We start from the raw sequence: 24423 nt of genomic DNA on the forward strand, positions 1-24423 counted from the left end.
TACGGAGTTCGCGCTCGGTCGACATCCTGACGTCATCGCATCGTTAAGATGCAAGCGTGGGATGAGTCACATCCCACCTGCTGTGCAGAACGCTTCTCCGCTTGCCCGGGCCGACAGACTCACCTTAGATCGGAGTCGTTCGAGACGGTGCTGTGCGCGTCCTTCTCGACCCATCATCAACTCATCAATCGATGTCGGCGAAATGCACAAGCCTGCTAAAGACAAACTTGCCCAAGACAAACTTGCCAAGGACCTGCCGCAGAGCGGCTACGCCGTCGTTGTCGATGGCCAGATCAAGACTGAGTTCAAGACCGAGGAAGGCGCCCATAATGGCGCCAGGGACCTGAAGCGGCGCTTCCCAATGCTGCAGATCAAGGTCTATGACGCGGCGACGCGGCAGGCGCAGGAGATCGAGCTGGTCAAAGCTTGAGGTCGTCAGGCGCGGGTGGCTTCAAGCTGCGGTTGCGCCTGGGCTTCGTGTGAAGCGTCGCCGGAGACGCCGCCGCCAGCCAGATTTCGGCTCGCGTTGCGAACCTCGCTGCGGAATGTCTTGGCGAGGTTCGACAGCGGCTTGGCTTCCGACCACAGCATATAGGCTGAGACGTTCGTTGCCGGCGTGAAGGGGCGGACGACGAGGTCGTGACCGCCCTGTTGCGTCGAGAACTGATCGACCACGGCGGCGCCGACTCCCGTGGCGGCGAGCACGCAGGCGGTGTTGCAATAGCGTACTTCGACGCTGGGTTGGAATGGCGCACCCGCCTGCGCAAAGCTCTCGCGCACCGCTTCGCCAAGCCGCGTGCCGCGCTCCAGCCCGATCAGCGGAAAGCCGGCGAGATCGGAAGCCGAGATCACTGGTCGCTCAGCCAACGGATGCTTCGGCGGCAGCACGCAGACCATCTCGCCGGTGTGCACCACCTCATGCGCGATGCCCGGATGATCCGACAGGCCGAGCGCGAAGCCGAGCTCGGCGACATTGCCCAGAACGCCTTCGATGATCCCCTCATAGCGCCGCACGTCGAAGAACACCCGCGTCTGCGGGCGCCGGCGCAGGAAGCCCGACAGCGTCGGCGGAATGATGCTGTAGGCGAGCGGCGGTGTCGCCACGATCGCAAGATGGCCGGTGCGCTGCTCGCGCAGATCACGGACGCGGTTCTCCAGCCGCGCATGCAGCGCGAAGATCGCCTCGCTCTCCTCGTACAGCGCCATGGCTTCGGTGGTTGGGAATAGCCGGTTGTTGATGCGCTCGAACAGCGTGAAGCCGGCCTGCGCCTCCATCGCCTTCAGCGCATTGCTGATCGCAGGCTGTGACAGCGCCAGCTCTTCGGCGGCGGCGACGGTGGTGCGATGGCGAATGACCGCCCGCAGGATTTCAAGCTGACGCAGGTTCATCGGACGAACCCCTTATAAGCTGGTGTTATGGTCCCGGCCAAAATATCATAGCGCGGCGCCGTCGTGAGGCGTTGCAAATCTTGCGCCGCTTCCGCGTAATTGTCTCTTCTCGCATTGCGCCGACGGCATGGCTGTGCCGCGTTGGAAGGCAGCAATGCGCACAGATCGGAGGCAATGTTGAGCCGTATTGTCCGCGCCGCCGCCGCCCAGATGGGGCCGACGCAACGGGCCGATTCCCGCGCGCACACCTTGGCGCGGATGATCGCGCTGCTGGACCAGGCCGCCGCGCAGGGCGCGCGGCTCGTGGTATTCCCGGAGCTTGCGTTCACCACCTTCTTCCCGCGCTGGATCCTCGACGGCGAGACGCTCGACAGCTATTTCGAACGCGGCATGCCGAATGCTGATGTGCAGCCGCTGTTCGACCGCGCCCGCGCGCTTGGCGTCGGCTTCTATGTCGGCTATGCGGAGCTCACCGCGGATGGCCGACGCTTCAATTCCGCGATCCTGGTCGATGGCGAAGGGCAGATCATCAACAAGTATCGCAAGGTGCATCTGCCCGGCTCGGTCGAGCCGCGGCCGGGCGCCAAGTATCAGCAGCTCGAGAAGCGCTATTTCGAATATGGCGATCTCGGCTTTCCCGCGGTGCGCACTGGGGCCGCATGGGGCCGCGCCATCATGGGCATGATGATCTGCAACGACCGCCGCTGGCCGGAATCCTGGCGCGTGCTCGGCTTGCAGGGCGTCGAGCTCGTCTGCATCGGCTACAATTCCGCGGCCTATGATCCGAACGGCGGCAACGCCGAGGACGCAGCTCTGCGCACCTTCCACTCGACATTGGTCGCGCAGGCCAACGCCTATATGAACGCGACCTGGGCCATCGCTGTGGCCAAGGCCGGTGACGAGGACGGCTCCGGGCTGATTGGCGCGTCCTGCATCGTCGATCCCAACGGGCAGATCGTTGCGCAGGCGACCTCGCTTGCGGACGAGGTGATCGTGGCCGACATCGATCTGGATCTCTGCCGCCAGGGCAAGGACAAGATGTTCAATTTCGCCGCGCATCGGCGCCCCGAGCAGTATAGGGTCATCACCGAGCGCGCCGGCGCAATCGAGCCCGCACAGTGACGGGGGCAAGGAGCAGGTCGATGCGGTGTTCGATTGGCATCTGCGCGATGGGGCTCGCCGCGCTCGCATCGGCTGCGGCCGCCGAGCTCCCGGCCGAGATCAAGCAGTCCGGCACCTTGCGGCTCACGGTGAATTCGACCTACGCGCCGATGGAATATCGCGACCCCGCAACCAATGAGCTGAAGGGGCTCGACATCGATCTGGCCAATGCGCTCGCGAAGCGGTTGGGGCTGAAGATCGTCTGGAGCGAGACGGCTTTCGCCGAGTTGATTCCCTCCCTGCAGACCAAGCGGGCCGATTTCATCATCTCCGGGATATCCGATCGCGCGTCGCGCCGCGAGACCGCCGATTTCGTCGACTATCTCGTCACCGGTCCGCAATTCTTCGTGCTCGCCGACAGCGACGCCAAGCTGGCCGCAGATCTCTGCGGCAAGAAGATCGGCACCACGCGCTCGACCAGCTTTCCGGCCGAGATCGAGAAATGGAGCAAGACGGTGTGTGAGGCCAGCGGCAAGCCGGCCGCGCAATATGTGCCCGGCGAAAACTCGATCGATGTGCGCAACCAGTTGAAGCAGAGCCGCATCGATGCCGCGGTGCAGGGCAGCGAGACCTTGCCCTACGCGCAGGCGCAGGAGAGCGGCAAGTATCGCGTGGTCGGCGATCCCATCGCGTTCGGCTATCAGGGCATCATGTTCCGCAAGGACGATATCGCTTTGCGCGACGTCGTGACCGAGCAGCTGAAGGCGATGATCGCGGACGGCAGCTACAAGGCCATTCTCGACACCTGGGGACTCGGCGCCAATGCGGTGCGCGAGCCGATGCTCAACGCGGCGCCGCAATGAATCGCGCGGATGCGCTGGCCGAAGGGTTTCCTGACCTGTCGTCGTTCAAGGTCGCGCGGCAGGCGCATTGGGAGCGCTGGGTCACGGCCGCCGCGATCCTCATCGTGCTGGCCGCGATCGGCCGCGCCTTTGCGCGCGGGCAGATCGAGTGGTCCTATGTCAGCCGCTTCCTGACCGCGCCGGTCATCCTGCAGGGCATCGTCAACACGATGGTGATGGCGGTGCTGGCGATGGCGCTCGGCATCGCGCTCGGAATCGTCGTCGCGATCATGCGGCTGTCGCCCAATCCGGTGCTCAAGGCGGTGGCTGCGGGATACACTTGGCTGTTCCGCGGCACGCCGCTGATTCTCCAATTGTTGCTGTGGTTCAACCTGGCGCTGGTGTTTCCGACCATCGGCATCCCCGGGCTCTGGAGTGCGCGTGCCGTCGATGTGATGACGCCGTTCCTCGCCGCGCTGCTCGGGCTCGGCATCAACCAGGGCGCCTACACGTCGGAGGTGATGCGCGCAGGGCTGCTCTCGGTCGACATCGGCCAATATGAGGCGGCGCAAGCAATCGGCATGGGCCGGCTGCACGCGCTGCGCCGGATCATCCTGCCGCAGGCGATGCGCGTGGTGCTGCCGCCGCTTGGCAATGAGTTCATCGGCCTGGTCAAGGCAACATCGCTCGCCAGCGTGATCCAATATCCGGAAGTGCTGCACTCGGCCGAGAACATCTACTACGCCAATTCGCGTGTGATCGAGCTTCTGATCGTTGCCGGCCTCTGGTATCTGCTCGTGGTCTCCGTCCTGACCCCGCTGCAGATGCTGCTCGAACGCCGCTTTGCCCGCGGCATTGTGCAGGTGGCGCGATGAGCAAGCCGCTGATTGCGATCCGGCAGATCAGCAAGCAGTTTGGTGATTTCCAGGCGCTGAGGCAGGTCTCGCTCGACGTCTGGCCCGGCGAGGTCGTCTGCTTGATCGGAAAGTCCGGCTCGGGCAAGACCACGTTGCTCCGCTGCGTCAACCAGCTGACCACGATCGACAGCGGCGGCATCTGGCTCGACGGCGAATTGCTCGGCTTTCGCGAGCACTCTGGCCGGCTGCATCGTCTGAGCGATAAGGAGATCGGACGGCAGCGCCTGAAATGCGGCATGGTGTTCCAGCGCTTCAATCTTTTTCCGCACATGACGGCGCTGGAGAATGTCCTCGAAGGGCCGGTCCAGGTGCAGCAGCGGAAGTTGGCCGAAGCAAAGCTCGAGGCGATGGAGCTGCTCCGTCGCGTTGGCCTCGCCGAGAAGGCGGCTTCCTATCCCTCGCAATTGTCGGGCGGGCAACAGCAGCGCGTGGCGATTGCGCGTGCGCTCGCGATGCGGCCCCAGCTCGTGCTGTTCGACGAACCGACCTCGGCGCTCGATCCGGAGCTGGTCGGCGAGGTGCTCGCCGTCATGAAGGAGCTTGCGACATCAGGCATGACGATGCTTGTGGTGACGCATGAGCTTGGCTTTGCGCGCGAGGTGGCCGATCGCGTCGTCTATATGGACCAGGGCGCGATCGTGGAATCCGGCCCGGCCAGGGACGTGCTCACTGCACCGCGCGAGGCGCGCACCCGTGCTTTCCTGGCCGCAGAAGTTTGAAGGGGGATCGATGCGACGAAACAAGTTTGTCCTGGCGGCGCTGATCGGCGCTGTTCTCGCCGGCCCGGCGCTTTCCGCCGAGCTGCCGGCGGAGATCAAGCAGAATGGGCTGAGGATCGCCGTGGTGCCGAACTATCCGCCGATGGAATTCAAGGATCCCGCCACATCGACGCTGACCGGTTTCGATGTCGATCTCGGCGAAGCCCTGGGCAAGGCGCTCGGCGTCAAGATCGTCTGGCAGGAGACCAGCTTCGACCAGTTGATGCCGGGGCTCGCGACCCAGCGTTTCGATATCATCCTGACGGGGATGACCGATACCAAGAGCCGGCAGGAGACGGCGACTTTCATCGATTACTTGCGCAGCGGTCCGCGCTTCTTCGTGCAGGCTTCGCGCGCCGCCGAGCTCAAGGACGCGCAGGCGCTGTGCGGCAAGAAGGTCGGCGCCTCCAGGCGCACCAAGTTTCCCGAAGAGATCGCGGCCTGGAGCGCAACGAATTGTGGCGCGAGTCCGATCCAGTTCGTCGGCACCGAAGGGTCTGCCGATGCACGCACGCAGCTGAGGCAAGGCCGCATCGATGCGGCCGTGCAGGGCAATGAAACCCTGCCTTACATCATGGACCAGGAGCCAAACGCCTATGTGCCGGTCGGCGACATGATTGCCCTGCAGTATACGGGGCTCGCAACGCCGGTGACGGCGGCCGATCTGCGAGCGGCGTTGCAGAGCGCGCTGGAGGCGCTGATCGCCGATGGCAGCTACAAGACGCTGCTGGCGAAATGGAAGCTGAACGACAACGGGATCGAGAAGGTAACGATCAATGCTGGACAGTAAGGCGCTTCAGGGCATCCCGCTGGCCCCCGCCAACACCGCGCCGCCGGCGCCGCACTATCCCTGGCCCAAGCCTTTCACGTCGGCGATGTTTCTGTCGTTCGACGTCGACGCCGAGAGCGCCTGGACCTCGAAGGACCCGGCGCATGCGGCGCGGCTGATCACGATGAGCTATGGCGGCTACGAGGCCCGTGTCGGCACGCCGAAGCTTCTGGAGCTGCTCGGCGAGCTCGATCTGAAAGCGACCTTCTTCATCACGGGCTGGTCCGTCGACGCACATCCGGCCATGGCGGAAGCGATTCTGAAAGCCGGACACGAGATCGGCCATCACGGCTATCATCATCTGCTGCCGGATCCCGGCGATCCCTTTATCGAAGAGGAGCTGGAGAAGGGGTTCGAGGCGATCAAGCGCCGCCTTGGCGTCACACCGATCGGCTATCGCGCGCCGTTCGGCGAGTTCACCGAGGAGCTGCGTGTCGCGCTGGTCCGGCACGGCATCGTCTACACGTCCTCGTTCCGTGACGATGTCAGGCCCTATCGCCATCGCCTCGCCGACGGAAAGCCTGGCACGATCGAGATTCCCGTCACGGCTAGCTATGATGACTGGATGCACGGCCTGTCAGCGCGGTTCTCGCCGCGCTCGATCTTTCCCAAGGAGCACGTGCTCTCGATGTGGAAGGACGAGCTCGACGAAGTCAGGGAGTGGGGCGCGATGGTCACCACCGTGCTGCATCCGCAGGTCTCGGGCCGGCCGATGCGCTTTCGCCTGCTGCGCGACTTCCTGACCTACGCGAAGTCCTGCTCCGACGTTTGGATCACCACCGGCGCGGAGATCGCGGCGAACTATCAGCGCCACGAGGCGGCTGAGGCCGCCAAGCGCTAACGGAGGCCGCATGCCGATATCCCGCCGTTCGCTGCTCGGCGCTGCCGCCACGCTTCCCGCGCTGGCGATGCCGGGACTCGTTCGCGCCGAGGCGCAGACCACGTTGCGCTTCATTCCCGTGATCGATCTCGCCTTCCTCGATCCGATCTTCTCGACCGCGCAGGTGACGCGCAATCACGGCTTCATGGTCTATGACACGCTCTATGGCATGAACGCCGCGCTCGACGTGTCGCCCCAGATGGTGTCGGGCCATGTCACCTCCAACGATGGCAGGCAATGGGACCTGACGTTGCGCGACGGCCTGGTCTGGCACGACGGCGAGAGGGTGCTGGCGCGCGACTGCGTTGCCAGCATCAAGCGCTGGGCCGCGCGCGACGGCTTTGGTGCCGAGCTGATCGCGGCCACCGATGAGCTCAGTGCGCCCGACGACAAGACCATCCGCTTCCGGCTAAAGCGGCCATTCCCGTTGCTGCCGCAGGCGCTCGGCAAGGCCGCCGTGCAGCCAGCCTTCATGATGCCCGAACGCTTGGCGACCCAGGATCCGATGAAGCCGCTCACCGAGGTGCTCGGCAGCGGCCCGTTCCGCTTCGTGAAAGAGGAACGGGTGCAGGGCATCCGCAATGTCTATGCGAAGTTCGAGCGCTATCAGCCGCGCGAAGGCGGCAAGCCGGATTGGACCGCAGGCCCGAAGATCGTGCATTACGATCGAGTGGTGTGGTCGACCATGCCCGATGCCGGCACTGCGGCGGCGGCCTTGCGCACCGACGAGCAGGACTGGCAGGAGACCACGCCGCACGATCTTCTGCCGGTGCTGAAGGCGGAGGAGGACATCGCGATCCGCGTGCTCGATCCGCGCGGCTATGCGTGTTTGATGCGGGTGAACCATCTGCATCCGCCGTTCAACAACCCAGCGATCCGCCGCGCGCTGCTGGGTGCGATCGACCAGGCGGCGTTCATGACCGCGGTCGCTGGCAGCGATCCCGCCTATCAGGTCACACCGATCGGCTTCTTTGCGCCTGGGACGCCGTTGGCGAGCGATGTCGGCCTCGACGTGTTCCGCGGGCCCCGCGACATGGAGAAGGTGAAGGCCGAGCTGAAAGCGGCCGGCTATAATGGCGAGAAGGTCGTGCTGCTGGTGCCGGCGAACTCGCAGGCGCAGCGGCCGCTTGGCGAGGTCGCCGCCGACATGATGCGGCGCGCCGGCATGAGTGTTGAGTATGTCGCGCTGGATTTCGCCGCTGTGTTGCAGCGTCAGCTGAAGAAGGATCCGATCGAGCAGGGCGGCTGGAACGCCGCGGTCGGCAACTGGCAGGGCATCGACTGGCTCAATCCGGCCGGGAATACCAATCTGCGCGGCGAGGGCGCGGTGGCCGGCTGGTACAGAAGCGAGAAGATGGGGACACTGCGCGCCCAATGGCTGGCGGCGACTGATATCGCCGAGCAGCAGCGTGTCTGCCGCGAGATCCAGGCGCTGGCGTTCGAGGAAATTCCTTATTACCCGATCGGCCTGTACAAGCAGCCGACCGCCTATCGCAAGAGCATCACCGGCATTCTCGACGGCACCGCGGTGTTCTGGAATGTGAGGCCCGCATGAGCACAACGGCAATCTTCGGCAGCTATGTGCTGACTCGCGAGGAGGGCGCGCAGAAGGTGCTGCGTGACCATTGGGTGCTGATCGAGGGCAGCCGGATCGCGGCGATCACGCCCGACCGGCCTACTGCGGACGAGGTTTTCGACCGTCCCGGCCGCTTCGTGCTACCGGGCCTGTTGAACCTGCACAACCATATCTTCAGCGAGGCGATCGCGCGAACCTTGACCGAGGACGGCAACGGCCGCCGCAACAACAAGAGCATCGTCTACACGGTGCTGCTGCCGCTCTCGAAGCGCGGCGCCGAGATTCTCTCGGACGAGGAACGGCGCGCGGTCGGGCGCATGGGCATGCTGCAGCTGTTGAAGGGCGGCGCGACCACGGTGATGGAGCCGTCACGCAACACGATCCCCGAGCTGTTCGATGCGGCCGAGGAGATGGGGCTGCGCTTCTATGGTGCGCCCTATCTGTTCTCGACCGGTGACGCCAAGGCCGGCGCTGATGGCGTCGTGCGTTACGCCGGCGACGACGGCGAGGCCGACATGGCGACTTGGAACGCGCTTTATCAGCGCTGGCACGGGCAGGCCGACGGGCGCATCCGCCTCGCAATGAGCCCGCACGCCACCGATACCTGCGGCCCCGATCTGCTGCGCGCTGCCGCCGCGCGTGCGCGCGAGCTCGACGTGCCCATCACGATTCACATGGCGCAGAGCCAAGGCGAGGTCGCCACCATCGCCGCGCGCTATGACGGGCGAACGCCGGCCGAATATCTGGATTGGCTCGGCGTGCTCGGCGACGATCTCCTCGCCGCGCATTGCCATGCCTCGACCGACGCCGATTTGAAGCTGATGGCGGCGCGCGGCGCGGCCGTCTTGAACTGCCCGCGCGTGTTCGCCCGCGCCGGTGTCACCGCCGCGTTCGGCCGTTTCGCCGCGCATGGCGTGCGCACCGTGGTCGGCACTGATGGCTACAACATGGACCTGCTGGGCGAGCTCAATGCCGCGTCGATCATCTCCAAGATTGCGTCAGGCCAAGCCGAAGCGGCCAGCGCGCCTGTGCTGATCGAGGCGGTGACCGCCACGGCCGCGTCGCTGATCAAGCGGCCTGATTTGGGCGCGCTGGTGCCGGGCGCGACTGCTGACCTCACCGTGGTCGACATGACCCATCCGCATCTGCAGCCGCTGTTCGATCCGCGTCGCGCGCTGATCGCGCTCGCCAACCGCGCCAATATCGACCAGGTGATGGTGGACGGGCGGCTCCTGATTCATGAGGGGCGTTACTTGCATGGCGACGAGGCCGCCATCATGGCGGCAGGCACGGCGGCGATCGAAAAGATCTGGGCGCTGCCGGAAGCACAGGCGGCGTTCGCGGGCTGATCTTACCGCGTCACAACCGCCGTCATTCCAGCCCGTCAGGATTGAGCCCGGAATCTCGAGATTCTCAGGTAGCGCAATTGCGCACCATAGCTCGACGCTATCGCATCGCCCCGGAATGACCGATGAAGCATCCATGTCTTACGCTTGTGATGCAGTAGGATTGATCATCCAGCGGGATCGCCACTGAGATAGTCGTCACGCAGCTTGAACTTTTGGATCTTGCCCGATGCCGTCTGCGGGAACTGCGCGACGAAGCGCCAGGTTCGCGGTACCTTGTAGGATGCGAGCCGCGCCCGGCAGAACTGCATCAGTTCGTCAGCATCGCCTTGCTGATTGGGCTTCAAGATGACGAAGCCGACCGGCACCTCGCCCCAGTCTGTATCGGGGATGCCGACGACTGACGCGTCCAGTACGGCGGGATGGGTGTGCAGGACATCCTCGATCTCGCGCGGGTAGATGTTCTCGCCGCCGCGGATGATCAGGTCTCGCCGGCGGCCCTGAACCCGGCAATAGCCGTAATCATCGAGACTGCCGAGATCGCCGGTGTGCAGCCAGCCGTCGGCGTCGATCGCTGATGCCGTGCCTTGCGGATCGTTGAAATAGTCCTTCATCACGGAATAGCCGCGGGCGCAGATCTCGCCGATCCGGCCACGTGGCAGGGTCTCGCCGCTGTCAGGGTCGATGATCTTGATTTCGGTCTGCGGCAGCGGCCGCCCTACGGTGGTGATCCAGTCGGGATGCGGATCGTCGGGCAGCGTGTGGGTGACATAAGGCGAGGCTTCGGTCTGGCCGAAGCCGATCACCACCTTGAGGCCGCGCGCTTGCGCGCGGCGCACCAGCTCGGGCGGAACGGGCGCGCCACCGAGCATGACCTTGCGCCAGGACGACAGGTCGTGTCTGTCGAGCGCCGGCGAATCCAGCATGCGGCCGAGCATAGTGGGAACGCCGCCCGAGATCGTTCCGCGCTCCTCCTCGATCAGGCGCAGCATCAGATCGGCGTCGAAGCCGGGCGGCAGCACATGGGCGCCGCCGGTCTGCAGCGCGCCGAGCGTGATCAGGCTGCAGCCGGCCGTGTGGAACATCGGCATCGGATTGATCCAGACGTCGTGGTCATCGGCGCCGATCGTCTGCGCAAAGAGCCGCGCATTGTTGGCGAGGTTGCGATGGGTGAGCCGCGCGCCTTTCGGTGCGCCTGTCGTCCCCGACGTGTACTGGATCTGCGCTACGTCGTTGCAGGCGACGGCCGGAAGTGACGCCGATGTGCTGCTTGCGATGAAGGCCGGCCATGAGGACAGCGGGATCACTTCGCGCAGCGCGGGCAGGGCGCCGCGGGCATCGTCGATAATCGCGAGCAGATCGCGATTGCGGTAGCTGTCCTGGACAATGACGCCGCATGCCTGCGACTGCCTCAGCACGAAGGCGAGCTCGTCGCGGAGATAGGCGGGATTGACGGTCACAAGGGTCAGCCCGGCGAGCGCCGCGCCGAATTCGATCAGCACCCATTCGGGCTGGTTCGCCGACCAGATGGCGACGTGCTCACCGGGGGCAAAACGGTGCAACAGCGCGCGGGCGACCGCCTCGGCGTCGCGCAGCAAATCCGTGAAGGTCCAGCGGTGGCGCCGACCATGCGGGCTGCCATCCACCAGCGCTGTCCGGTCCGGCCAGGTGGCGGCTGCAGTCCGCAAGACATCGCCGATGGCAAGGTCCAGGATCGGCTGGGATCGATCAGCGGCCTGATACGACAGCGGATCCGAAAAGCTCCTCAGATCGGCCATGACGCGTACCTCGACTTCATATCGCATAGTCCAGGACGTATGGTATGAATCGGACTATGTCCAATCACGATTTTACCGTCGAAGCTCACAACGTCGTCCGGCTCAGCCCGGTGTCGTGCCTCGTGCTCGGCCTGATCGGCCTGCGCGGCCCGTCGACGCCCTATGATCTCAAGAAGTCGATCAGCCGGTCCGTCAGCTATTTCTGGCCCTTTCCGCACTCGCAGCTCTATGGCGAGCCGGAGCGCCTGGCTGAAGCCGGCCTGCTGTCATGCAAGAGCGAGGAGGCCGGTCGGCGCCGCAAGCTCTACAGCCTCACGCGAAAGGGCAACGCCGCGCTCAGACAATGGCTACGAACGTCGCCCGGCGAGTTGTTTGAATTGCGGGACACGGCGGTGCTGCAGCTGTTCTTCGGCGAGTTCATGAGCGAGGAAGATCTGGTGGCGCTCGCCAGGAATCAGGTGCGGATGGCGCGCGAGCGACTCGCGACCTATGCTCAGATCGAGAGCAAATATCTGCCGCGGATGGGTCGCAACCGGCGCATGGCGCCGCTGTTCCTCGGCATCAGGATAGCGAAGGTCTATCTCGAATTCTGGGAGGACATTGCCAGGCATCCGCCGCAGGCAGAACCGGTAGCGGGGAGCACGAAGACGCCGCGGCGTCCACCACGTCGAGCGCGATGAAGCGGCGTGGCACGTCTTGATGAGGTTACCGCGTGCCGTAGGCGCGGTCGCCGGCATCGCCGAGGCCCGGCACGATGAAGGCGTTGTCGTCCAGGCCTTCGTCGATCGCCGCGGTCCATAGCAGGACGTCCGGGTGCAGCCCGCGCACGCGCTCGACGCCTTCGGGGGCCGCGATCATATTGACCATGCGGATGTCCTTGGCGCCGCGCTCCTTCAGGCGATCGATCGCGGCCACCGCCGTGTTGCCGGTCGCCAGCACCGGCGAGACCACGACCGCAAGCCGTTCGCTGAGATCGGACGGCGCCTTGAAGAAATATTCCACAGCGGCGAAGCTTTGCGGCTCGCGATATAGCCCGATATGGGCGACGCGCGCGGTCGGCACCAGGTCGAGCATGCCGTCGACGAAGGTGACGCCGGCGCGCAGCACCGGCACGAAGACAAGCTTCTTGCCGGCGATCTTGGCCGACTGCATGCGCGCCAGCGGCGTCTCGACCTCGACCTCGGTGAGTGGCAGGTCGCGCGTGACCTCGTAGCAGAGCAGCATGCCGATCTCCTTCAGGAGTTCCCGAAACGATTTGGTCGAGATCGACTTGTCGCGGATCAGCGTCAGCTTGTGCTGGACCAGCGGATGATCGACAACCGTGACGCCTTGCATGCCGTTTGCTCCACTATCTCTCTTGTAGGGTGGACAACGGCGCGAAGCGACGTGCCCACCATGATCTCGCACCATGCCGGAAGTCGATAGGCACGCTGCGCCTTGCTCATCCTACAGCATCATGCGTGGTGCCACCCTCTCCCCTTGTGGGAGAGGGTGGCATGATCGAGCGCAGCGCGATCATGCCGGGTGAGGGGTCCGTCTCCGCGGAAAGAACCCCTCACCTGGCTCGAACTCGCTTCGCTCGTCCGCCCCACCCTCTCCCACAAGGGGACAGGGGACACCGTCTATGCTGCACGACAGGTGCCTACCTCAAATACCCTAAAACACCGTGCCGTCGCTGATCACTTGGATCGGGGGCGAACCGTCGGGGCGGCGCTCGAAAGCGAGCTTCCGCCCCGCGGCCCAGCTGCCGCCTTCGAGGATCTTGGCGAGCGGCAGGCGCTCGGCATCCTGATTCAGGCGCTGACGAATAACTTCCGCGAGCCGGTCGAGCAGGGCGACGGTGAGCGCGCGCCACTCGACTACCAGCGTGGAGTCGACCGCGTGCGCACGCATCGCTTCCTCCGCATCGCGCAACACCAGCACCCCGCCGTCAACAAACAGTCCGCCATTGCGGTATTCCGCGAGCCCGGTGAGGCCGTCGATGTCGTCGACCACGAGGCCGGCGCGCTGCAGCGGCTCGATCAGCGAATAGCTGAGCCATTGCGACAGCTTGTGCAGCGGCACCAGCCCACTGGTCGCATTACCGGTCTCGAGCGCCGGATGGCGCCAGCAATCGCCGAGCGTGACACCGTCGAGCGTGATGCGGGATGGCCAGATCGGCCCGAGCTGAATCAGCACCTCGGAGAGAACAGCAGGTGCGTCGATGCGGCCGCCCTGCGCGCGCGCGGCGAAACGGTCGAACAGTCCGCCCGGCCGGGCGCGGTCCTTCTGCGCAAAGATGTCGGGCTTACCGGCAATGAGGCCGCCGAGCCGGCGCAATAGATCGGTCCGGCCTTCGAGCCCGACCAGCGGATTCTCGGCACTGATCTGAAAGCCGCGTTCCAGATCTGCGACCGTGAGCTGCGCCAGCTTGGCCGCATCGGCGCGCAGCGGATCGTTTGCATCAGCCGAGAATGCGCCGCTTGCGAATATGTCGAGACTGGCCAGCGCCAGGCCTTCCGAGCGACCGATGCGCGCGCCACTCACCGGATCATGATAGCGCCACGCCGCGCCGGCGCCGGCATCGAGCAGCACGCTGACGATGGCGAGATCGAATTCCGCGCGCGCCCGTGCCGCGGCATCGGGCCAGCTGACCTTGCTGGCAAGCGCCGCCCAGCGGTCCTCGCCGGCGACAACGAAATGCCGCCAGCGCGAATGGAACGGGACGTCGCCGCTCGGATAGGCCTCGCGTGTCACTGCGAGCACAAGCTCGGCGACTACATCGAGCTTTGCAAGATCGATGCGGAAATGCGGCAGCCTGTCGTCGAGGCCGAGGGCAAGCATTCGGTGCGCCCGCTCGCGCACCGCCTGGGCCGACAAGAGGGAGGAAGCATCGACCATGTCGTCCGGCTCGCTCAGTACTTCTCGAGCGGGCGCCCGACCGTGTCGCCGAGCTCTTGCGGCTTCTGCGGTTCGAGCGAGAAATAGCCCGCGGCCTTCTTGGCCGCGATCTCGACATGGGCATCGGCCGGAATCAGCTCGTCCGGGATCGGTACCCGCTCGACGATGTCGACGCCCTGGCCTGTCAGCGCATCGTGCTTCATGTCGCTCATGGAGATGAAGCGATCGATGCGCGTAAGGCCGAGCCAATGGATCACGTCGGGCATCAGCTGCTGGAAGCGCGCATCCTGCACGCCGGCGACGCATTCGGTGCGCTCGAAATAAGCCGCTGCGGCGTCGCCATCCTCCTGGCGCTTGCGCGCGTTGTAGACCAGGAATTTGGTCACCTCGCCGAGCGCGCGGCCTTCCTTGCGATTGTAGACGATGATGCCGAGACCGCCGGTCTGGCCGGCGCGGACGCATTCTTCGATGCCGTGGATGAGATAGGGACGGCAGGTGCAGATGTCGGAGCCGAACACGTCGGAGCCGTTGCATTCGTCGTGGACGCGGCAGGTGATCTTGGTCTTGCTGTCGTTGAGTTTGTCGACATCGCCGAACAGATACACAGTGGTGCCGCCGATCGGCGGCAGGAACACCTGCAGATCCGGCCGCGTCACCAGCTCCGGATACATGCCGCCGGTCTGCTCGAACAGGCCGCGGCGCAGATTGGTCTCGCTGGTGCCGAACCGCGCCGCGACGCCGGGCAGGTACCACACCGGATCGATCGCGATCTTGGTCACCGAAACGCTGCCATTGGCGTGGACGACATCGCCATCGGTGGCGAGGCGCTTGGCCGCGATCGCGGCATGCAGCTCCGGCAGATCGAGGCGCGCCTTGGTCACGGCGATGGTCGGCCGGATGTCGATGCCTTCGGCGATTTCGGCGCCGAAATTCTCCGCGACCAGATGGCCCCAGGGATCGAGCGCGACAATCTTCGCCGGATCGCGCCACTGCGCGAACGGGCCGATCGTGGCGGCCGGGTGAGTGTTGGTGAGGTCAGGGCGGCGGATCGGATCGAGGGCGCCGGAGGAGACGGCCAGCGCCCGATAGACGGTATAGGAGCCGCCATGGCTGCCGATCACGTTGCGGTCCTGCGGCCGCGAAACGGTGCCGATGATGGGCCCGCGTTCGCGCGCGCTCGGCGCGCCCCATTGGAGCGGAAAGTTGTGCTTGGCGCCCGGAACCGGATGTGAGGTCAGGCGAATGTGGTCAGTGCGGTTGGAGCGAGTCATCTCAGAGTAACCCCATCAGAGCCACCCCCAAAACGGCAACGGCCCGCCGATACGACGGGCCTGACCGGAAAGAGCTGTTAGTTTCCATGCATGAATATAGCACGTTTTCCGCTGAAAACAAGGGTCTCCGCGATGCTGCTCCTGCGAACGGCGCGGGCCGCCTTGTTTGTAGGCAAATGGTTGTACGCACAATGAAGCTTTGATTCACTATTCCTACACATTCGGTCCAGCGGCGCGCCTTTCCAAGGGCTGGCATGGCGCTTGCCTTTGGTCGGCTCAAGGGCCAGCATGGGCCGTTTCTTCGGGCAATGACGTGTTGGACCTGATCATCCGGAATGCGTCGCTGTGGTGCGCCGGCGAACATCGCAGCGCAGACATCGGCATCAGCGAAGGCAAGATCGTCGCGATCGACGCGGCATTGCAGGCGGACGCACGCGAACGCGATGCGGAAGGCTGTCTCGTCGTGCCCGGCCTGATCGAGACCCACATCCATCTCGACAAGACCTGCATTCTCGATCGCTGCCGGATCCAGGAAGGCACGGTTGCCGAAGCCGTGCGCGAGACCGCGGCGGCCAAGCGCAACTTCACCAGCGAAGATGTCTACAGCAGGGCCAAGCAGACGGTCGAGCGCTGCATCAGCCATGGCACCATGCGCATGCGTACCCATGTCGAGCTCGATCCCGGTATCGGCATGATCGGCTATGACGCCATCGATCAGCTCCGGCGCGACTACGCCTGGGCGCTCGACCTCGAGATCTGCGTGTTTCCGCAGGAAGGGCTGACGAACTATCCAGGCACCGAGCAGCTGCTGGTCGAGGGCCTGCGCCGCGGCGCGCGCACCATCGGGGCGGCACCGTATTTCGACACCGATCCGGCCGCGCAGATCGACCGCATCTTTGCCATTGCGCGCGAGTTCGATGTCGACATCGACATGCATCTTGATCTCGCCGAGACGCTCGATCGCATGCAGATCGAATATGTCTGCCGCAAGACCGAGGACTATGGCTGGGGCGGGCGCGTTGCGGTCGGCCATGTCACGCAGCTGTCGCTGTTGCCGCCGGAGCGCTTCAATGCAATTGCAACGCAGCTCGCCAATGCCGGCGTCGCCGTCACCGTGCTGCCGTCGACCGATCTGCATCTGATGGGGCGGAGGCAGGACCACGCGATCCCGCGCGGCGTGGTGCCGCTCGAGCCTTTGCGCGCGGCCGGCGTCACCTGCTCGATCTCGACCAACAATGTGCTGAACCCGTTCACGCCCTATGGGGACGGCTCGCTGATCCGCATGGCGAATCTCTACGCCAATGTCTGTCATGTTTCGCGCCCCGATCACCTGGCCGGCTGTCTCGACATGATCACGTCGGATGCCGCACGGCTGATGCGGCTCGATGATTATGGCATCGCGGTCGGCGCGCCGGCCGATCTCGTGTGCATCGACGCGCGCAACCCGACGGAGGCGATCGCGACGTTGGCGCAGCCGCTGTGGGGCCTGAAACGCGGCCGCGCCTCATTCACGCGTCCGCGGCCGGTGCTGCATGGGCCACATTGATGGGGCGGTTAGAGAAGTTGAGTATGAGCCAGAATTGCAGCGGCAATGGCGGTGAGCTCCCTCTCCCCGTTCTTCACGGGGAGAGGGTTGGGGTGAGGGGCAGACGCACGAGCGGTGCGAGTAGATGAACCTGTACCCCCTCACCCGCATCGCATCTAGCGATGCGATGCGACCTCTCCCCGCAAGCGGGGCGAGGTTGTAGCGAACTCGCCGCGCCGTTGGCGTTTATCATGAAGGACTAACACCATGCGCGTGATCAATGTTGCCGCCGCCCAGATGGGGCCGGTCCAGCGGGCCGACAGCCGCGAGGTCGTGGTCAAGCGGATGCTGGCGCTGATGGATGAGGCCAAGGCAAAGGGCGCCGATCTGATCGTCTATCCCGAGCTGGCGCTGACCACCTTCTTCCCGCGCTGGTACATGGAGGATCAGGCCGAGGTCGATGGCTGGTTCGAGCGCGAGATGCCAAATGCAGCGGTGCAGCCGCTGTTCGACCGCGCCAGGCAGCACCAGATGGCGATGTCGTGCGGATACGCCGAGCTGACGCCGGATGGACATCACTACAACACGGCCATCCTGACCGATCGTAACAGCAACATTGTCGGCAAGTACCGCAAGGTGCATCTGCCAGGGCATGTCGAGTACGATCCGACGCGCAGCCACCAGCATTTGGAGAAGCGCTATTTCGAGCCTGGCGATCTCGGCTTTCCGGTCTGGCGCAATCTCGGCGGCATCATTGGCATGGCTGTTTGCAACGACCGCCGCTGGCCCGAGACCTATCGCGTGATGGGGCTGCAGGGCGTCGAGATGGTGGTGCTCGGCTACAACACGCCGTCGGTGAATTCGCAGAAGAATATGGAAGGCCCTGAGCAGCGGCTGTTTCACAACCGGCTCTCGGTGCAATCAGGCGCCTATCAGAACTCCTGCTGGGTCATTGCGGTCGCCAAGGCCGGCGTCGAGGACGGGCATCCGCTGATCGGCGGCAGCCTGATCGTCAATCCCGATGGCGAGATCGTTGCCGAGGCCAAGACCGAAAGCGACGAGCTGCTGGTTGCGCCTTGCGATCTCGATGCGACCAAATTCGGCAAGGAGACGATCTTCGATTTCGCCCGCCACCGCCGCATCGAGCATTACGGCCTGATCACCAGCCGCACCGGCGCGATCCCGCCGGAGTGAGCGAGGCGCCTGCGCCGTCGGCTGATCAAAGCTGCTACAGCCCAATGATGTCGCAGGAGAGCCCCAACAACAAAGGTGTCGTCCCAGCGAACGCCGGGACCCATACCGCGGAAGCTGTCGAGGAACGTAGCTACCAGTTACCGCTACATGGCGGCCGGAGGGTATGGGTCCCGGCTCAAGGCCGGGACGACAGCGGAATGTAAAACCGGCCAGTGGGGCAGACCCGAGTATCAGCAATTGCGAGGATCTGCGAATCATCCACTCACCCCGCGAACGCGACCGCGCCGAGCGCCATCGTCACCGCGGCCTGGGTCGGATCAACAACGGGAATGCCGAGCGCATCTTCCAGACCCTTGCGGTGGCGCGCCATGCCGGCGCAGCCCATGACGATCGCGCCGGCGCCGTCCTCCTCCTTCAGCGCCCGGCCAACCGCGATCATCTTCGCCAGCGTGCCTTCGCCGGAGGCGGTCTCCGCCACCGTCATGTCCAGCGGCCGCTCGGCGGCGAGCCGGTCGATCAGCCCCATCTGCCGGAGATAGCGCAAATGGCGGCGGATCGAGCGCTGCGCGATCGCGATCACCCCAAAGCTGTCGGCGCGCGTCAGCGCGGTCAGCACGCCGCATTCGGCGATGCCGAGCACCGGCCGCGTGGTCGCCTCGCGGCAGACATGCAGGCCGGGATCGCTGTAGCAGGCAATCACGAACGCGGACGACGCATTGTCACCCTCGACGAAGCGCCGCAGCGGCATGGTCACGCTATCGGCGTCCTTCTGGCTCTCGATTCCGTACGGCCCTTCCTTCAGGGTCTCGCAGACGATCTCCGGGCCGTCGGCAAACATCAACGGCTTCAGAGCTTCGGCGAGACCATCAGTGACAAGTTGATTGGAATTCGGATTGATCACCGTGATGCGCGGGCGGGACATGGGAGCTTCCTGCTCGAGGAGTGTTGACGCGACGTGAAAGGCAATCACTATGCCATCAGGCACATGAGATCGTCATGCGCCGGGCGCAACGGCGCGCCGCGATATCGGCGGTGTTCCATTGGGCAGAACTGACGAGGAGACCGCCATGACCGAGCCCGCCTATGACCTCATCATCCGGGGAGGGCGCGTCGCCACCACCACCGATGTTTTCGAGGCCGACGTCGCCATCGCCGGCGAAAGCATCGCTGCGATCGGCCGCGGGCTCGGGCCAGCCAGGCGCGAGATCGGTGCGCGCGGCAAGCTGGTCCTGCCCGGCGGAGTCGACAGTCACTGCCATATCGAGCAGCTCTCGGCGGCCGGCATCGTCAATGCCGATACCTTCGAGAGCGCGACCACCTCGGCTGCGTTCGGCGGCACCACCTCGGTGATTTCCTTTGCGGCCCAGCACATCGGCATGAAGTTGCCGCAGGTGCTGGAGGAGTATCATGCGCTGGCGCGCAAGGGCGCGGTCATCGACTACGCCTTCCACATGATCATTGCGGACCCGACCAAGGAGACCTTGGAGCATGATCTGCCGGCGCTGATCAAGCAGGGCCATGGCTCGATCAAGATCTTCATGACCTATGATCTGCTGAAGATCGACGACGAGCCGTTGCTCGACATTCTGGTTGCGGCGCGCGAGGGCGGCGCGATGCTGTGCGCGCATGCCGAGAACCACGGCATCATCTCCTGGATGGTGAAGCGGCTGCTGGCACGCGGCTACACCCATCCGAAATATCACGCCATCAGCCACGCCCGCTTCTCCGAAGCCGAAGCCTTCAACCGGCTGATCGGCATGGCGGCGCTGATCGATCAGCCGATCATGATCTTCCATGTCTCGACCACCGAAGGCACCAAGGTCATCCGCGATGCGCGCGGGCAGGGGCTGAAAGTGTTCGCCGAGACCTGCCCGCAATACCTGTTTCTCACTGCCGATGATCTCGACAAGCCCGGCGTCGAAGGCGCGAAATGGATGTGCAGCCCGCCGCCGCGCCGTGCCTCCGACCAGGAGGCACTGTGGCAGGCGCTGTCGCTCGGCGATCTCCAGACCATCTCCTCCGACCATGCGCCGTATCGGTTTGACGAGACCGGCAAGCTGCGCGCCGGCCCCGCGCCGAACTTCAAGCAGATCGCCAACGGCCTGCCGGGGCTGGAGCTGCGGCTGCCGCTGCTGTTCGACACGATGGTGTCGAAGGGCAGGCTCGGTCTCAACAAGTTCGTCGAGCTGACCGCGACCGCGCCGGCCAAGATCTACAATCTGCATCCGAAGAAGGGCGCGATCGCGATCGGCGCTGATGCCGATATCGCGATCTGGGATCCGGACAAGCGCGTCACGGTCAGCGATGCGATGATGCATGATCTTGCCGGCTACACGCCGTTTGCCGGGCGCAGCCTGCAGGGCTGGCCGGTGACGGTGCTGTCGCGCGGCCGGGTGATTGTCGATGATGGCAAGCTGTCCGTAGCAGCAGGCTCCGGACGTTTCCTGCCGCGTAGCGGCGGCGAGGCTGCGAAGCCGACCGGTCGGCTGGTCGCCGACATGGACCCCGAGCAGAATTTTGGTGCGCGGCTGCTGTGAGCGCGCAGGAGCGATTTGAGGTAACCGGGCCTCGTCCTTCGAGACGGTCGCTTCGCTCCCTCCTCAGGACGAGGGAACAGCACCGTCCTCGCAGCATCACAGGTCCTACTTCTCATGGTGAGGAAGCTGCGTCAGCAGCCGTCTCGAACTATGAGGCCACCAGCGTCAGGATGAGATAGTCCCATGCACATCCTGATCTTCGGTGGGTGCGGCTTTGTCGGGCTCAACATCGCGCAGGGGCTGCTGGAGCGTGGCCACGTGGTAACCGTGTTCGACCGCAAACAGTTACCGTCGGCAGCACAGCAATCCTTAGCGCAGCATGGAGATAGGCTCAACGTCGTACAAGGCGAGATCACGGACACGGAGAGAACGGGAGCTCTTATCGCGAAGGGGTGCGATGCCATTGTGCTTGGAGCGGCGATCACCGCTGGCGTCGATCTGGAAAGGACTTCTCGGGGAAACATCTTCGAGATTAACGTGATGGCCCAAATCCCAATTCTGGAACGAGCGATCCGACAGCGCGTTCGTCGCCTCATCAATCTTTCATCGGCAGCGGCCTATGGTGCCGCAGGTCAGAACTACCCGCTGTTGGAGGAGACCACGCCGTGCGATCCTGTCTCTCTATATTCAATCAGCAAGTTTACTTTGGAACGCCTCTTGTTGAGGTACGCTGATCTCTGGGGCGGAGACTTTATCAACGTTCGACTGAGTGCCGTTTTCGGGCCTTGGGAGCGGGTCGGCAAGGTACGCGACACGCCGAGCATGCAGTTCCGGATTCTGCATGAGTTCAGTCGCGGCGAGCCCGCGATTTTGCCTGACCGAGGTGTCAAGGACTGGATCTATGCTCCCGATGTTGCTGACGCTGTAGCGGTGCTGCTCGAAGCGGAGCGGCCGCAATATCGGCTCTACAATATCTCGAGCGGCAGGGCATGGTCTGCGCTGCAGTGGGGACAGGCCTTTGCAGCTTTGCACCCTGGTTTACAATGCCGGCTGGCGGCGCCAGGCGAGGAAACTCTGATCAAGTATCACGGTCCTGAGCGTGCTCCGCTCTCTGTCGAGCGAATGGCTCAAGAGTTTGGCTGGCGGGCGCGCTTCGGCCTCGTTGAATCGGTCGCCGATCTGAGCGCTTGGTGGATCGAACATCGGGGTGAAAGCTAACATGAGGCTCGCGGGACAGGTGGCCGTCATCACGGGGGCAGGCTCCGGCATCGGCCGCGCCAGTGCGGTTGCGTTCGCGCGCGAGGGTGCCTTCGTCGCGCTGGTGGATCGCGATGCCCAAGGCGCGGAAAAGACGCTGGCGCTCCTGCGCGGGGCCGGCGGCGAGGGCAGCGTCCATCTCGGCGACGTTGGCGAAGCGGATTTCGCTAAAGCCACGGTCGACAGCGTGGCGGAAGCGCGCGGCCGGCTCGACGTGCTGATGACCGCGGCCGCCTTCTCCTGCGGCGGCACCGTGGTCACCACCGATCCCGCCGATTGGGACTCTGTGTTCCGCACCAATGTCGGCGGCACCTGGCTGTGGGCCAGGGTCGCGGTGCCGATCATGCAGCGCCAGCAGAAGGGCGCGATCGTCACATTGGCCTCGCAATTGGCGATCGCCGGCGGCAAGGGCAACAGCGCCTATATCGCCGCCAAGGGTGCCATCATCAGCCTGACCCGCACCATGGCGGTCGATTTCGCGGCCGATGGCATCCGCGTCAATGCGCTTGCGCCCGGCGCGATCGACACGCCGATGCTTCGCCGCAGCTTTGCGCGCCATGCCGACGTCGATGCCGTGCGCGACGCCTCGCGCCAGCGCCACGCGATGAAGCGCTTCGGCGAGGCGGAGGAGGTCGCTGCCGCCGCGCTTTACCTCGCCGGCGACGAAGCCTCCTTCGTGACCGGCGTGGTGCTCCCCGTCGATGGCGGCTGGCTCGCAGCGTGAGCGGGATGACGCATCGAGCTATAAGTCCGGTGAATAGTCGCCAGCAAAATGAGATTTTTGCCAGTCGCAATGCTTTGCTAGGCTGCAACGCCGGGTCTGGAACGAATGGAGCGAGCGTGGACGACAGCGATCGTGCCGAGCGCGATACTGGCAGCCATCCTGGTGTGCGGCATGACTGATGGGCTCGCGGTACTCGCTGGCCAGGTCCGGCGCGATCTCGCCAGGATCGCTCATCCCAGCATGCCCTGGCTGAAGCCGATGTTGGGTCCCGATGGTCGCCCCGCGCTGGACGTCTTGATCGTCGGCGGTGGCCAATCCGGCCTTGCGACTGCCTTCGGGCTGTTGCGCTCGCAGGTCATCAATATCCTCGTGCTCGACAAGGCGGAGGAGGGACGCGAGGGCCCATGGCTGACCTATGCGCGCATGCCGAGCTTGCGCTCGCCCAAAGATTTCACCGGGCCCGATCTCGATATTCCCAGCCTGACCTATCAATCCTGGCACGAGGCGACATTCGGCGCGCAGAGCTGGCGCGATCTTGACCTGATCCCGCGCGAATATTGGGCAGACTATCTCGCGTGGTATCGCAGGGTGCTCGAGCTTCCCGTGCGCAATGGCTGCGAGGTGGTCGACATCGCGCCGGCCGCCGATGGCCTGCTGCGCGCGACAGTGCGCAGCCGCGATGGCGACGCGCTGCTTTACGCGCGCAAGATCGTGCTCGCCACCGGCCAGGAAGGCATGGGGGATTGGAGCATTCCCGAGCCGCTGCGGCATCTGCCTGCCTCACGTTGCGTGACCTCAGCCGCGCCGATCGATGTCGATGCGCTGCGTGACAAGCGTGTCGTTGTCGTCGGCGCCGGCGCGTCGGCCTTCGACAATGCGGCGATGGCGCTGGAAGCCGGCGCCAACCGCGTCGATCTGCTGTGCCGCCGCGCCGAGATCCAGCTCGTGCAGCCCTATCGCTGGCTCACCTTCCGTGGATTCCTGCGGCACTTCTCCGAGCTCGACGATGCCTGGCGCTGGCGCTTCATGCGCGCCATCCTGGAACTGCGCGAAGGCTTTCCGCAGCACACTTATGACCGCTGCGCGCGCCACGCCGCGTTTCATCTGTATGAGGGGACACCGGTCGAGGCGGCGCGGGAGACCTCTGATGGCATCGTGCTGCAGACGCCATGCGGCGAGACCGTCTGCGACTTCATCATCAGCGCCACCGGGATCGCGATGAATTTCGCCGGCCGCGCCGAACTGAAGCGCTTTGCACACAATATCGCGCGCTGGTCGGATCGCTACACGCCGCCGCCCGAGGAGCGCAACGCACGGCTCAGCGACTTCCCTTATCTCGCTGACGACTACGCGCTGTGCGAGCGCGTGCGCGGCGAGACGCCCTGGATCGGCGATATCCATGTGTTCGCGATCGCCTCCACGATGAGCTTCGGCGCCTCCGGTTCGTCGATCAATGCGATGACGACGGCCATTCCAAAGCTGGTGCATGGGCTCACGCGCGGGCTGTTCCGGGCCGATATCGACAAGCATTGGGCGGCATTCCAGGCCTATGATGTTCCCCAGGCCGTGGTGCGGCGCGAGGCCGCGAGCGACCTTGCGGAAGGCGCTGCTGGCACGTGATTTGCTGTCTCCTCAGCATTTCCGGCGAGGAACTCAGGACGGGCCGAGCCATCGGGGGC

The 24423-nt window shown here is 64.9% G+C and carries 22 protein-coding genes; 16 read left to right on the forward strand and 6 right to left on the reverse strand.

Annotated features, from left to right (window positions below):
* The first annotated feature begins 202 nt into the window (after positions 1 to 202).
* Positions 203 to 430 (forward strand): hypothetical protein, encoded by a 228-nt coding sequence (locus ACQR1W_RS16465; RefSeq protein ID WP_434851736.1) that lies wholly within the window; start codon positions 203 to 205, stop codon positions 428 to 430.
* Positions 431 to 435: 5 nt separating this feature from the next.
* Here ACQR1W_RS16465 and ACQR1W_RS16470 read toward each other — a convergent pair whose 3' ends face one another.
* Positions 436 to 1389 (reverse strand): LysR family transcriptional regulator, encoded by a 954-nt coding sequence (locus ACQR1W_RS16470; RefSeq protein ID WP_434851737.1) that lies wholly within the window; start codon positions 1387 to 1389, stop codon positions 436 to 438.
* A 174-nt stretch (positions 1390 to 1563) separates the two neighbouring features.
* On the opposite strand from ACQR1W_RS16470, the gene ACQR1W_RS16475 reads away from it, so the two are divergent.
* The 8 genes from ACQR1W_RS16475 to ACQR1W_RS16510 are packed head-to-tail and all read left to right on the forward strand — an operon-like array spanning position 1564 to position 9641.
* Complete coding sequence (locus ACQR1W_RS16475) at positions 1564 to 2511, forward strand: N-carbamoyl-D-amino-acid hydrolase (RefSeq protein WP_434851738.1); 948 nt, start codon at positions 1564 to 1566, stop codon at positions 2509 to 2511.
* A 20-nt stretch (positions 2512 to 2531) separates the two neighbouring features.
* Positions 2532 to 3353 (forward strand): ABC transporter substrate-binding protein, encoded by an 822-nt coding sequence (locus tag ACQR1W_RS16480; RefSeq protein ID WP_434851739.1) that lies wholly within the window; start codon positions 2532 to 2534, stop codon positions 3351 to 3353.
* On the forward strand, positions 3350 to 4207 hold the full coding sequence (locus ACQR1W_RS16485; protein ID WP_434851740.1) for an amino acid ABC transporter permease: 858 nt from the start codon (positions 3350 to 3352) through the stop codon (positions 4205 to 4207). The genes ACQR1W_RS16480 and ACQR1W_RS16485 overlap by 4 nt, the downstream gene beginning before the upstream one ends.
* Positions 4204 to 4968, forward strand: a complete 765-nt coding sequence (locus tag ACQR1W_RS16490) for an amino acid ABC transporter ATP-binding protein (RefSeq protein ID WP_434851741.1) — start codon at positions 4204 to 4206, stop codon at positions 4966 to 4968. Before ACQR1W_RS16485 ends, ACQR1W_RS16490 begins: the two co-directional genes overlap by 4 nt.
* 10 nt (positions 4969 to 4978) lie before the next feature.
* On the forward strand, positions 4979 to 5797 hold the full coding sequence (locus ACQR1W_RS16495) for an ABC transporter substrate-binding protein (protein ID WP_434851742.1): 819 nt from the start codon (positions 4979 to 4981) through the stop codon (positions 5795 to 5797).
* Positions 5784 to 6677, forward strand: coding sequence for a polysaccharide deacetylase family protein (locus ACQR1W_RS16500; RefSeq protein WP_434851743.1), 894 nt, complete (start codon positions 5784 to 5786; stop codon positions 6675 to 6677). The genes ACQR1W_RS16495 and ACQR1W_RS16500 overlap by 14 nt, the downstream gene beginning before the upstream one ends.
* 10 nt (positions 6678 to 6687) lie before the next feature.
* Positions 6688 to 8271 carry an ABC transporter substrate-binding protein gene (locus ACQR1W_RS16505; protein ID WP_434851744.1) on the forward strand — a complete coding sequence of 528 codons (1584 nt, stop codon included), beginning with the start codon at positions 6688 to 6690 and terminating at the stop codon, positions 8269 to 8271.
* A complete protein-coding gene (locus ACQR1W_RS16510) occupies positions 8268 to 9641 on the forward strand; it encodes an amidohydrolase family protein (RefSeq protein ID WP_434851745.1) in 1374 nt (457 codons plus the stop codon). The genes ACQR1W_RS16505 and ACQR1W_RS16510 overlap by 4 nt, the downstream gene beginning before the upstream one ends.
* A 164-nt stretch (positions 9642 to 9805) precedes the next feature.
* Here ACQR1W_RS16510 and ACQR1W_RS16515 read toward each other — a convergent pair whose 3' ends face one another.
* Positions 9806 to 11416, reverse strand: coding sequence for an AMP-binding protein (locus ACQR1W_RS16515; RefSeq protein ID WP_434851746.1), 1611 nt, complete (start codon positions 11414 to 11416; stop codon positions 9806 to 9808).
* Positions 11417 to 11472: 56 nt separating this feature from the next.
* Here ACQR1W_RS16515 and ACQR1W_RS16520 point away from each other — a divergent pair, with 56 nt between their 5' ends.
* Positions 11473 to 12096 carry a PadR family transcriptional regulator gene (locus ACQR1W_RS16520; protein ID WP_434851747.1) on the forward strand — a complete coding sequence of 208 codons (624 nt, stop codon included), beginning with the start codon at positions 11473 to 11475 and terminating at the stop codon, positions 12094 to 12096.
* Positions 12097 to 12121: 25 nt separating this feature from the next.
* Here the strand turns inward: ACQR1W_RS16520 and upp are convergent, their stop codons facing one another.
* The 3 genes from upp to ACQR1W_RS16535 all read right to left on the reverse strand — a co-directional run bounded on the left by upp (position 12122) and on the right by ACQR1W_RS16535 (position 15567).
* Positions 12122 to 12751 (reverse strand): uracil phosphoribosyltransferase, encoded by a 630-nt coding sequence (gene upp, locus ACQR1W_RS16525; protein ID WP_008970541.1) that lies wholly within the window; start codon positions 12749 to 12751, stop codon positions 12122 to 12124.
* A gap of 321 nt (positions 12752 to 13072) precedes the next feature.
* The gene (locus ACQR1W_RS16530) at positions 13073 to 14296 is read right to left on the reverse strand and encodes a URC4/urg3 family protein (protein ID WP_434851748.1); all 1224 of its coding nucleotides are present in this window, start codon (positions 14294 to 14296) and stop codon (positions 13073 to 13075) included.
* Positions 14297 to 14310: 14 nt separating this feature from the next.
* On the reverse strand, positions 14311 to 15567 hold the full coding sequence (locus ACQR1W_RS16535) for a GTP cyclohydrolase II (RefSeq protein ID WP_434851749.1): 1257 nt from the start codon (positions 15565 to 15567) through the stop codon (positions 14311 to 14313).
* A 316-nt stretch (positions 15568 to 15883) separates the two neighbouring features.
* Here ACQR1W_RS16535 and ACQR1W_RS16540 point away from each other — a divergent pair, with 316 nt between their 5' ends.
* Both ACQR1W_RS16540 and ACQR1W_RS16545 read left to right on the forward strand, forming a co-directional pair.
* The gene (locus ACQR1W_RS16540; protein ID WP_434851862.1) at positions 15884 to 17113 is read left to right on the forward strand and encodes an amidohydrolase family protein; all 1230 of its coding nucleotides are present in this window, start codon (positions 15884 to 15886) and stop codon (positions 17111 to 17113) included.
* A 246-nt stretch (positions 17114 to 17359) separates the two neighbouring features.
* On the forward strand, positions 17360 to 18286 hold the full coding sequence (locus tag ACQR1W_RS16545) for an N-carbamoyl-D-amino-acid hydrolase (RefSeq protein ID WP_434851750.1): 927 nt from the start codon (positions 17360 to 17362) through the stop codon (positions 18284 to 18286).
* A gap of 262 nt (positions 18287 to 18548) precedes the next feature.
* Here the strand turns inward: ACQR1W_RS16545 and ACQR1W_RS16550 are convergent, their stop codons facing one another.
* Positions 18549 to 19208 carry an aspartate/glutamate racemase family protein gene (locus ACQR1W_RS16550; protein ID WP_434851751.1) on the reverse strand — a complete coding sequence of 220 codons (660 nt, stop codon included), beginning with the start codon at positions 19206 to 19208 and terminating at the stop codon, positions 18549 to 18551.
* Between the two features lie 145 nt (positions 19209 to 19353).
* On the opposite strand from ACQR1W_RS16550, the gene hydA reads away from it, so the two are divergent.
* The 4 genes from hydA (at position 19354) to ACQR1W_RS16570 (ending at position 24364) form a co-directional block, all read left to right on the forward strand.
* Entirely contained in the window at positions 19354 to 20823 is a 1470-nt protein-coding gene (gene hydA, locus ACQR1W_RS16555; protein ID WP_434851752.1) for a dihydropyrimidinase, read from the forward strand.
* A gap of 183 nt (positions 20824 to 21006) precedes the next feature.
* Positions 21007 to 21981, forward strand: coding sequence for an NAD-dependent epimerase/dehydratase family protein (locus ACQR1W_RS16560; RefSeq protein ID WP_434851753.1), 975 nt, complete (start codon positions 21007 to 21009; stop codon positions 21979 to 21981).
* 1 nt (position 21982) lies between these two features.
* Positions 21983 to 22744: an SDR family oxidoreductase gene (locus ACQR1W_RS16565; protein ID WP_434851754.1), complete on the forward strand. Its 762-nt coding sequence runs from the start codon at positions 21983 to 21985 to the stop codon at positions 22742 to 22744.
* 171 nt (positions 22745 to 22915) lie between these two features.
* Positions 22916 to 24364, forward strand: a complete 1449-nt coding sequence (locus tag ACQR1W_RS16570) for an NAD(P)-binding domain-containing protein (RefSeq protein WP_434851863.1) — start codon at positions 22916 to 22918, stop codon at positions 24362 to 24364.
* Positions 24365 to 24423: the final 59 nt, after the last annotated feature.

The sequence above is a fragment of the Bradyrhizobium sp. HKCCYLS1011 genome (assembly GCF_051167795.1).
Classification (GTDB): Bacteria; Pseudomonadota; Alphaproteobacteria; order Rhizobiales; family Xanthobacteraceae; genus Bradyrhizobium.

What these genes read in the sequence shown, in the direction of transcription:
- ACQR1W_RS16465 (WP_434851736.1), top strand. Translation starts at nt 203, where the DNA reads ATGCACAAGCCTGCTAAAGACAAACTTGCCCAAGACAAACTTGCCAAG.
- ACQR1W_RS16470 (WP_434851737.1), bottom strand. Translation starts at nt 1,389, where the DNA reads ATGAACCTGCGTCAGCTTGAAATCCTGCGGGCGGTCATTCGCCATCGC.
- ACQR1W_RS16475 (WP_434851738.1), top strand. Translation starts at nt 1,564, where the DNA reads ATGTTGAGCCGTATTGTCCGCGCCGCCGCCGCCCAGATGGGGCCGACG.
- ACQR1W_RS16480 (WP_434851739.1), top strand. Translation starts at nt 2,532, where the DNA reads ATGCGGTGTTCGATTGGCATCTGCGCGATGGGGCTCGCCGCGCTCGCA.
- ACQR1W_RS16485 (WP_434851740.1), top strand. Translation starts at nt 3,350, where the DNA reads ATGAATCGCGCGGATGCGCTGGCCGAAGGGTTTCCTGACCTGTCGTCG.
- ACQR1W_RS16490 (WP_434851741.1), top strand. Translation starts at nt 4,204, where the DNA reads ATGAGCAAGCCGCTGATTGCGATCCGGCAGATCAGCAAGCAGTTTGGT.
- ACQR1W_RS16495 (WP_434851742.1), top strand. Translation starts at nt 4,979, where the DNA reads ATGCGACGAAACAAGTTTGTCCTGGCGGCGCTGATCGGCGCTGTTCTC.
- ACQR1W_RS16500 (WP_434851743.1), top strand. Translation starts at nt 5,784, where the DNA reads ATGCTGGACAGTAAGGCGCTTCAGGGCATCCCGCTGGCCCCCGCCAAC.
- ACQR1W_RS16505 (WP_434851744.1), top strand. Translation starts at nt 6,688, where the DNA reads ATGCCGATATCCCGCCGTTCGCTGCTCGGCGCTGCCGCCACGCTTCCC.
- ACQR1W_RS16510 (WP_434851745.1), top strand. Translation starts at nt 8,268, where the DNA reads ATGAGCACAACGGCAATCTTCGGCAGCTATGTGCTGACTCGCGAGGAG.
- ACQR1W_RS16515 (WP_434851746.1), bottom strand. Translation starts at nt 11,416, where the DNA reads ATGGCCGATCTGAGGAGCTTTTCGGATCCGCTGTCGTATCAGGCCGCT.
- ACQR1W_RS16520 (WP_434851747.1), top strand. Translation starts at nt 11,473, where the DNA reads ATGTCCAATCACGATTTTACCGTCGAAGCTCACAACGTCGTCCGGCTC.
- upp (WP_008970541.1), bottom strand. Translation starts at nt 12,751, where the DNA reads ATGCAAGGCGTCACGGTTGTCGATCATCCGCTGGTCCAGCACAAGCTG.
- ACQR1W_RS16530 (WP_434851748.1), bottom strand. Translation starts at nt 14,296, where the DNA reads ATGGTCGATGCTTCCTCCCTCTTGTCGGCCCAGGCGGTGCGCGAGCGG.
- ACQR1W_RS16535 (WP_434851749.1), bottom strand. Translation starts at nt 15,567, where the DNA reads ATGACTCGCTCCAACCGCACTGACCACATTCGCCTGACCTCACATCCG.
- ACQR1W_RS16545 (WP_434851750.1), top strand. Translation starts at nt 17,360, where the DNA reads ATGCGCGTGATCAATGTTGCCGCCGCCCAGATGGGGCCGGTCCAGCGG.
- ACQR1W_RS16550 (WP_434851751.1), bottom strand. Translation starts at nt 19,208, where the DNA reads ATGTCCCGCCCGCGCATCACGGTGATCAATCCGAATTCCAATCAACTT.
- hydA (WP_434851752.1), top strand. Translation starts at nt 19,354, where the DNA reads ATGACCGAGCCCGCCTATGACCTCATCATCCGGGGAGGGCGCGTCGCC.
- ACQR1W_RS16560 (WP_434851753.1), top strand. Translation starts at nt 21,007, where the DNA reads ATGCACATCCTGATCTTCGGTGGGTGCGGCTTTGTCGGGCTCAACATC.
- ACQR1W_RS16565 (WP_434851754.1), top strand. Translation starts at nt 21,983, where the DNA reads ATGAGGCTCGCGGGACAGGTGGCCGTCATCACGGGGGCAGGCTCCGGC.
- ACQR1W_RS16570 (WP_434851863.1), top strand. Translation starts at nt 22,916, where the DNA reads ATGACTGATGGGCTCGCGGTACTCGCTGGCCAGGTCCGGCGCGATCTC.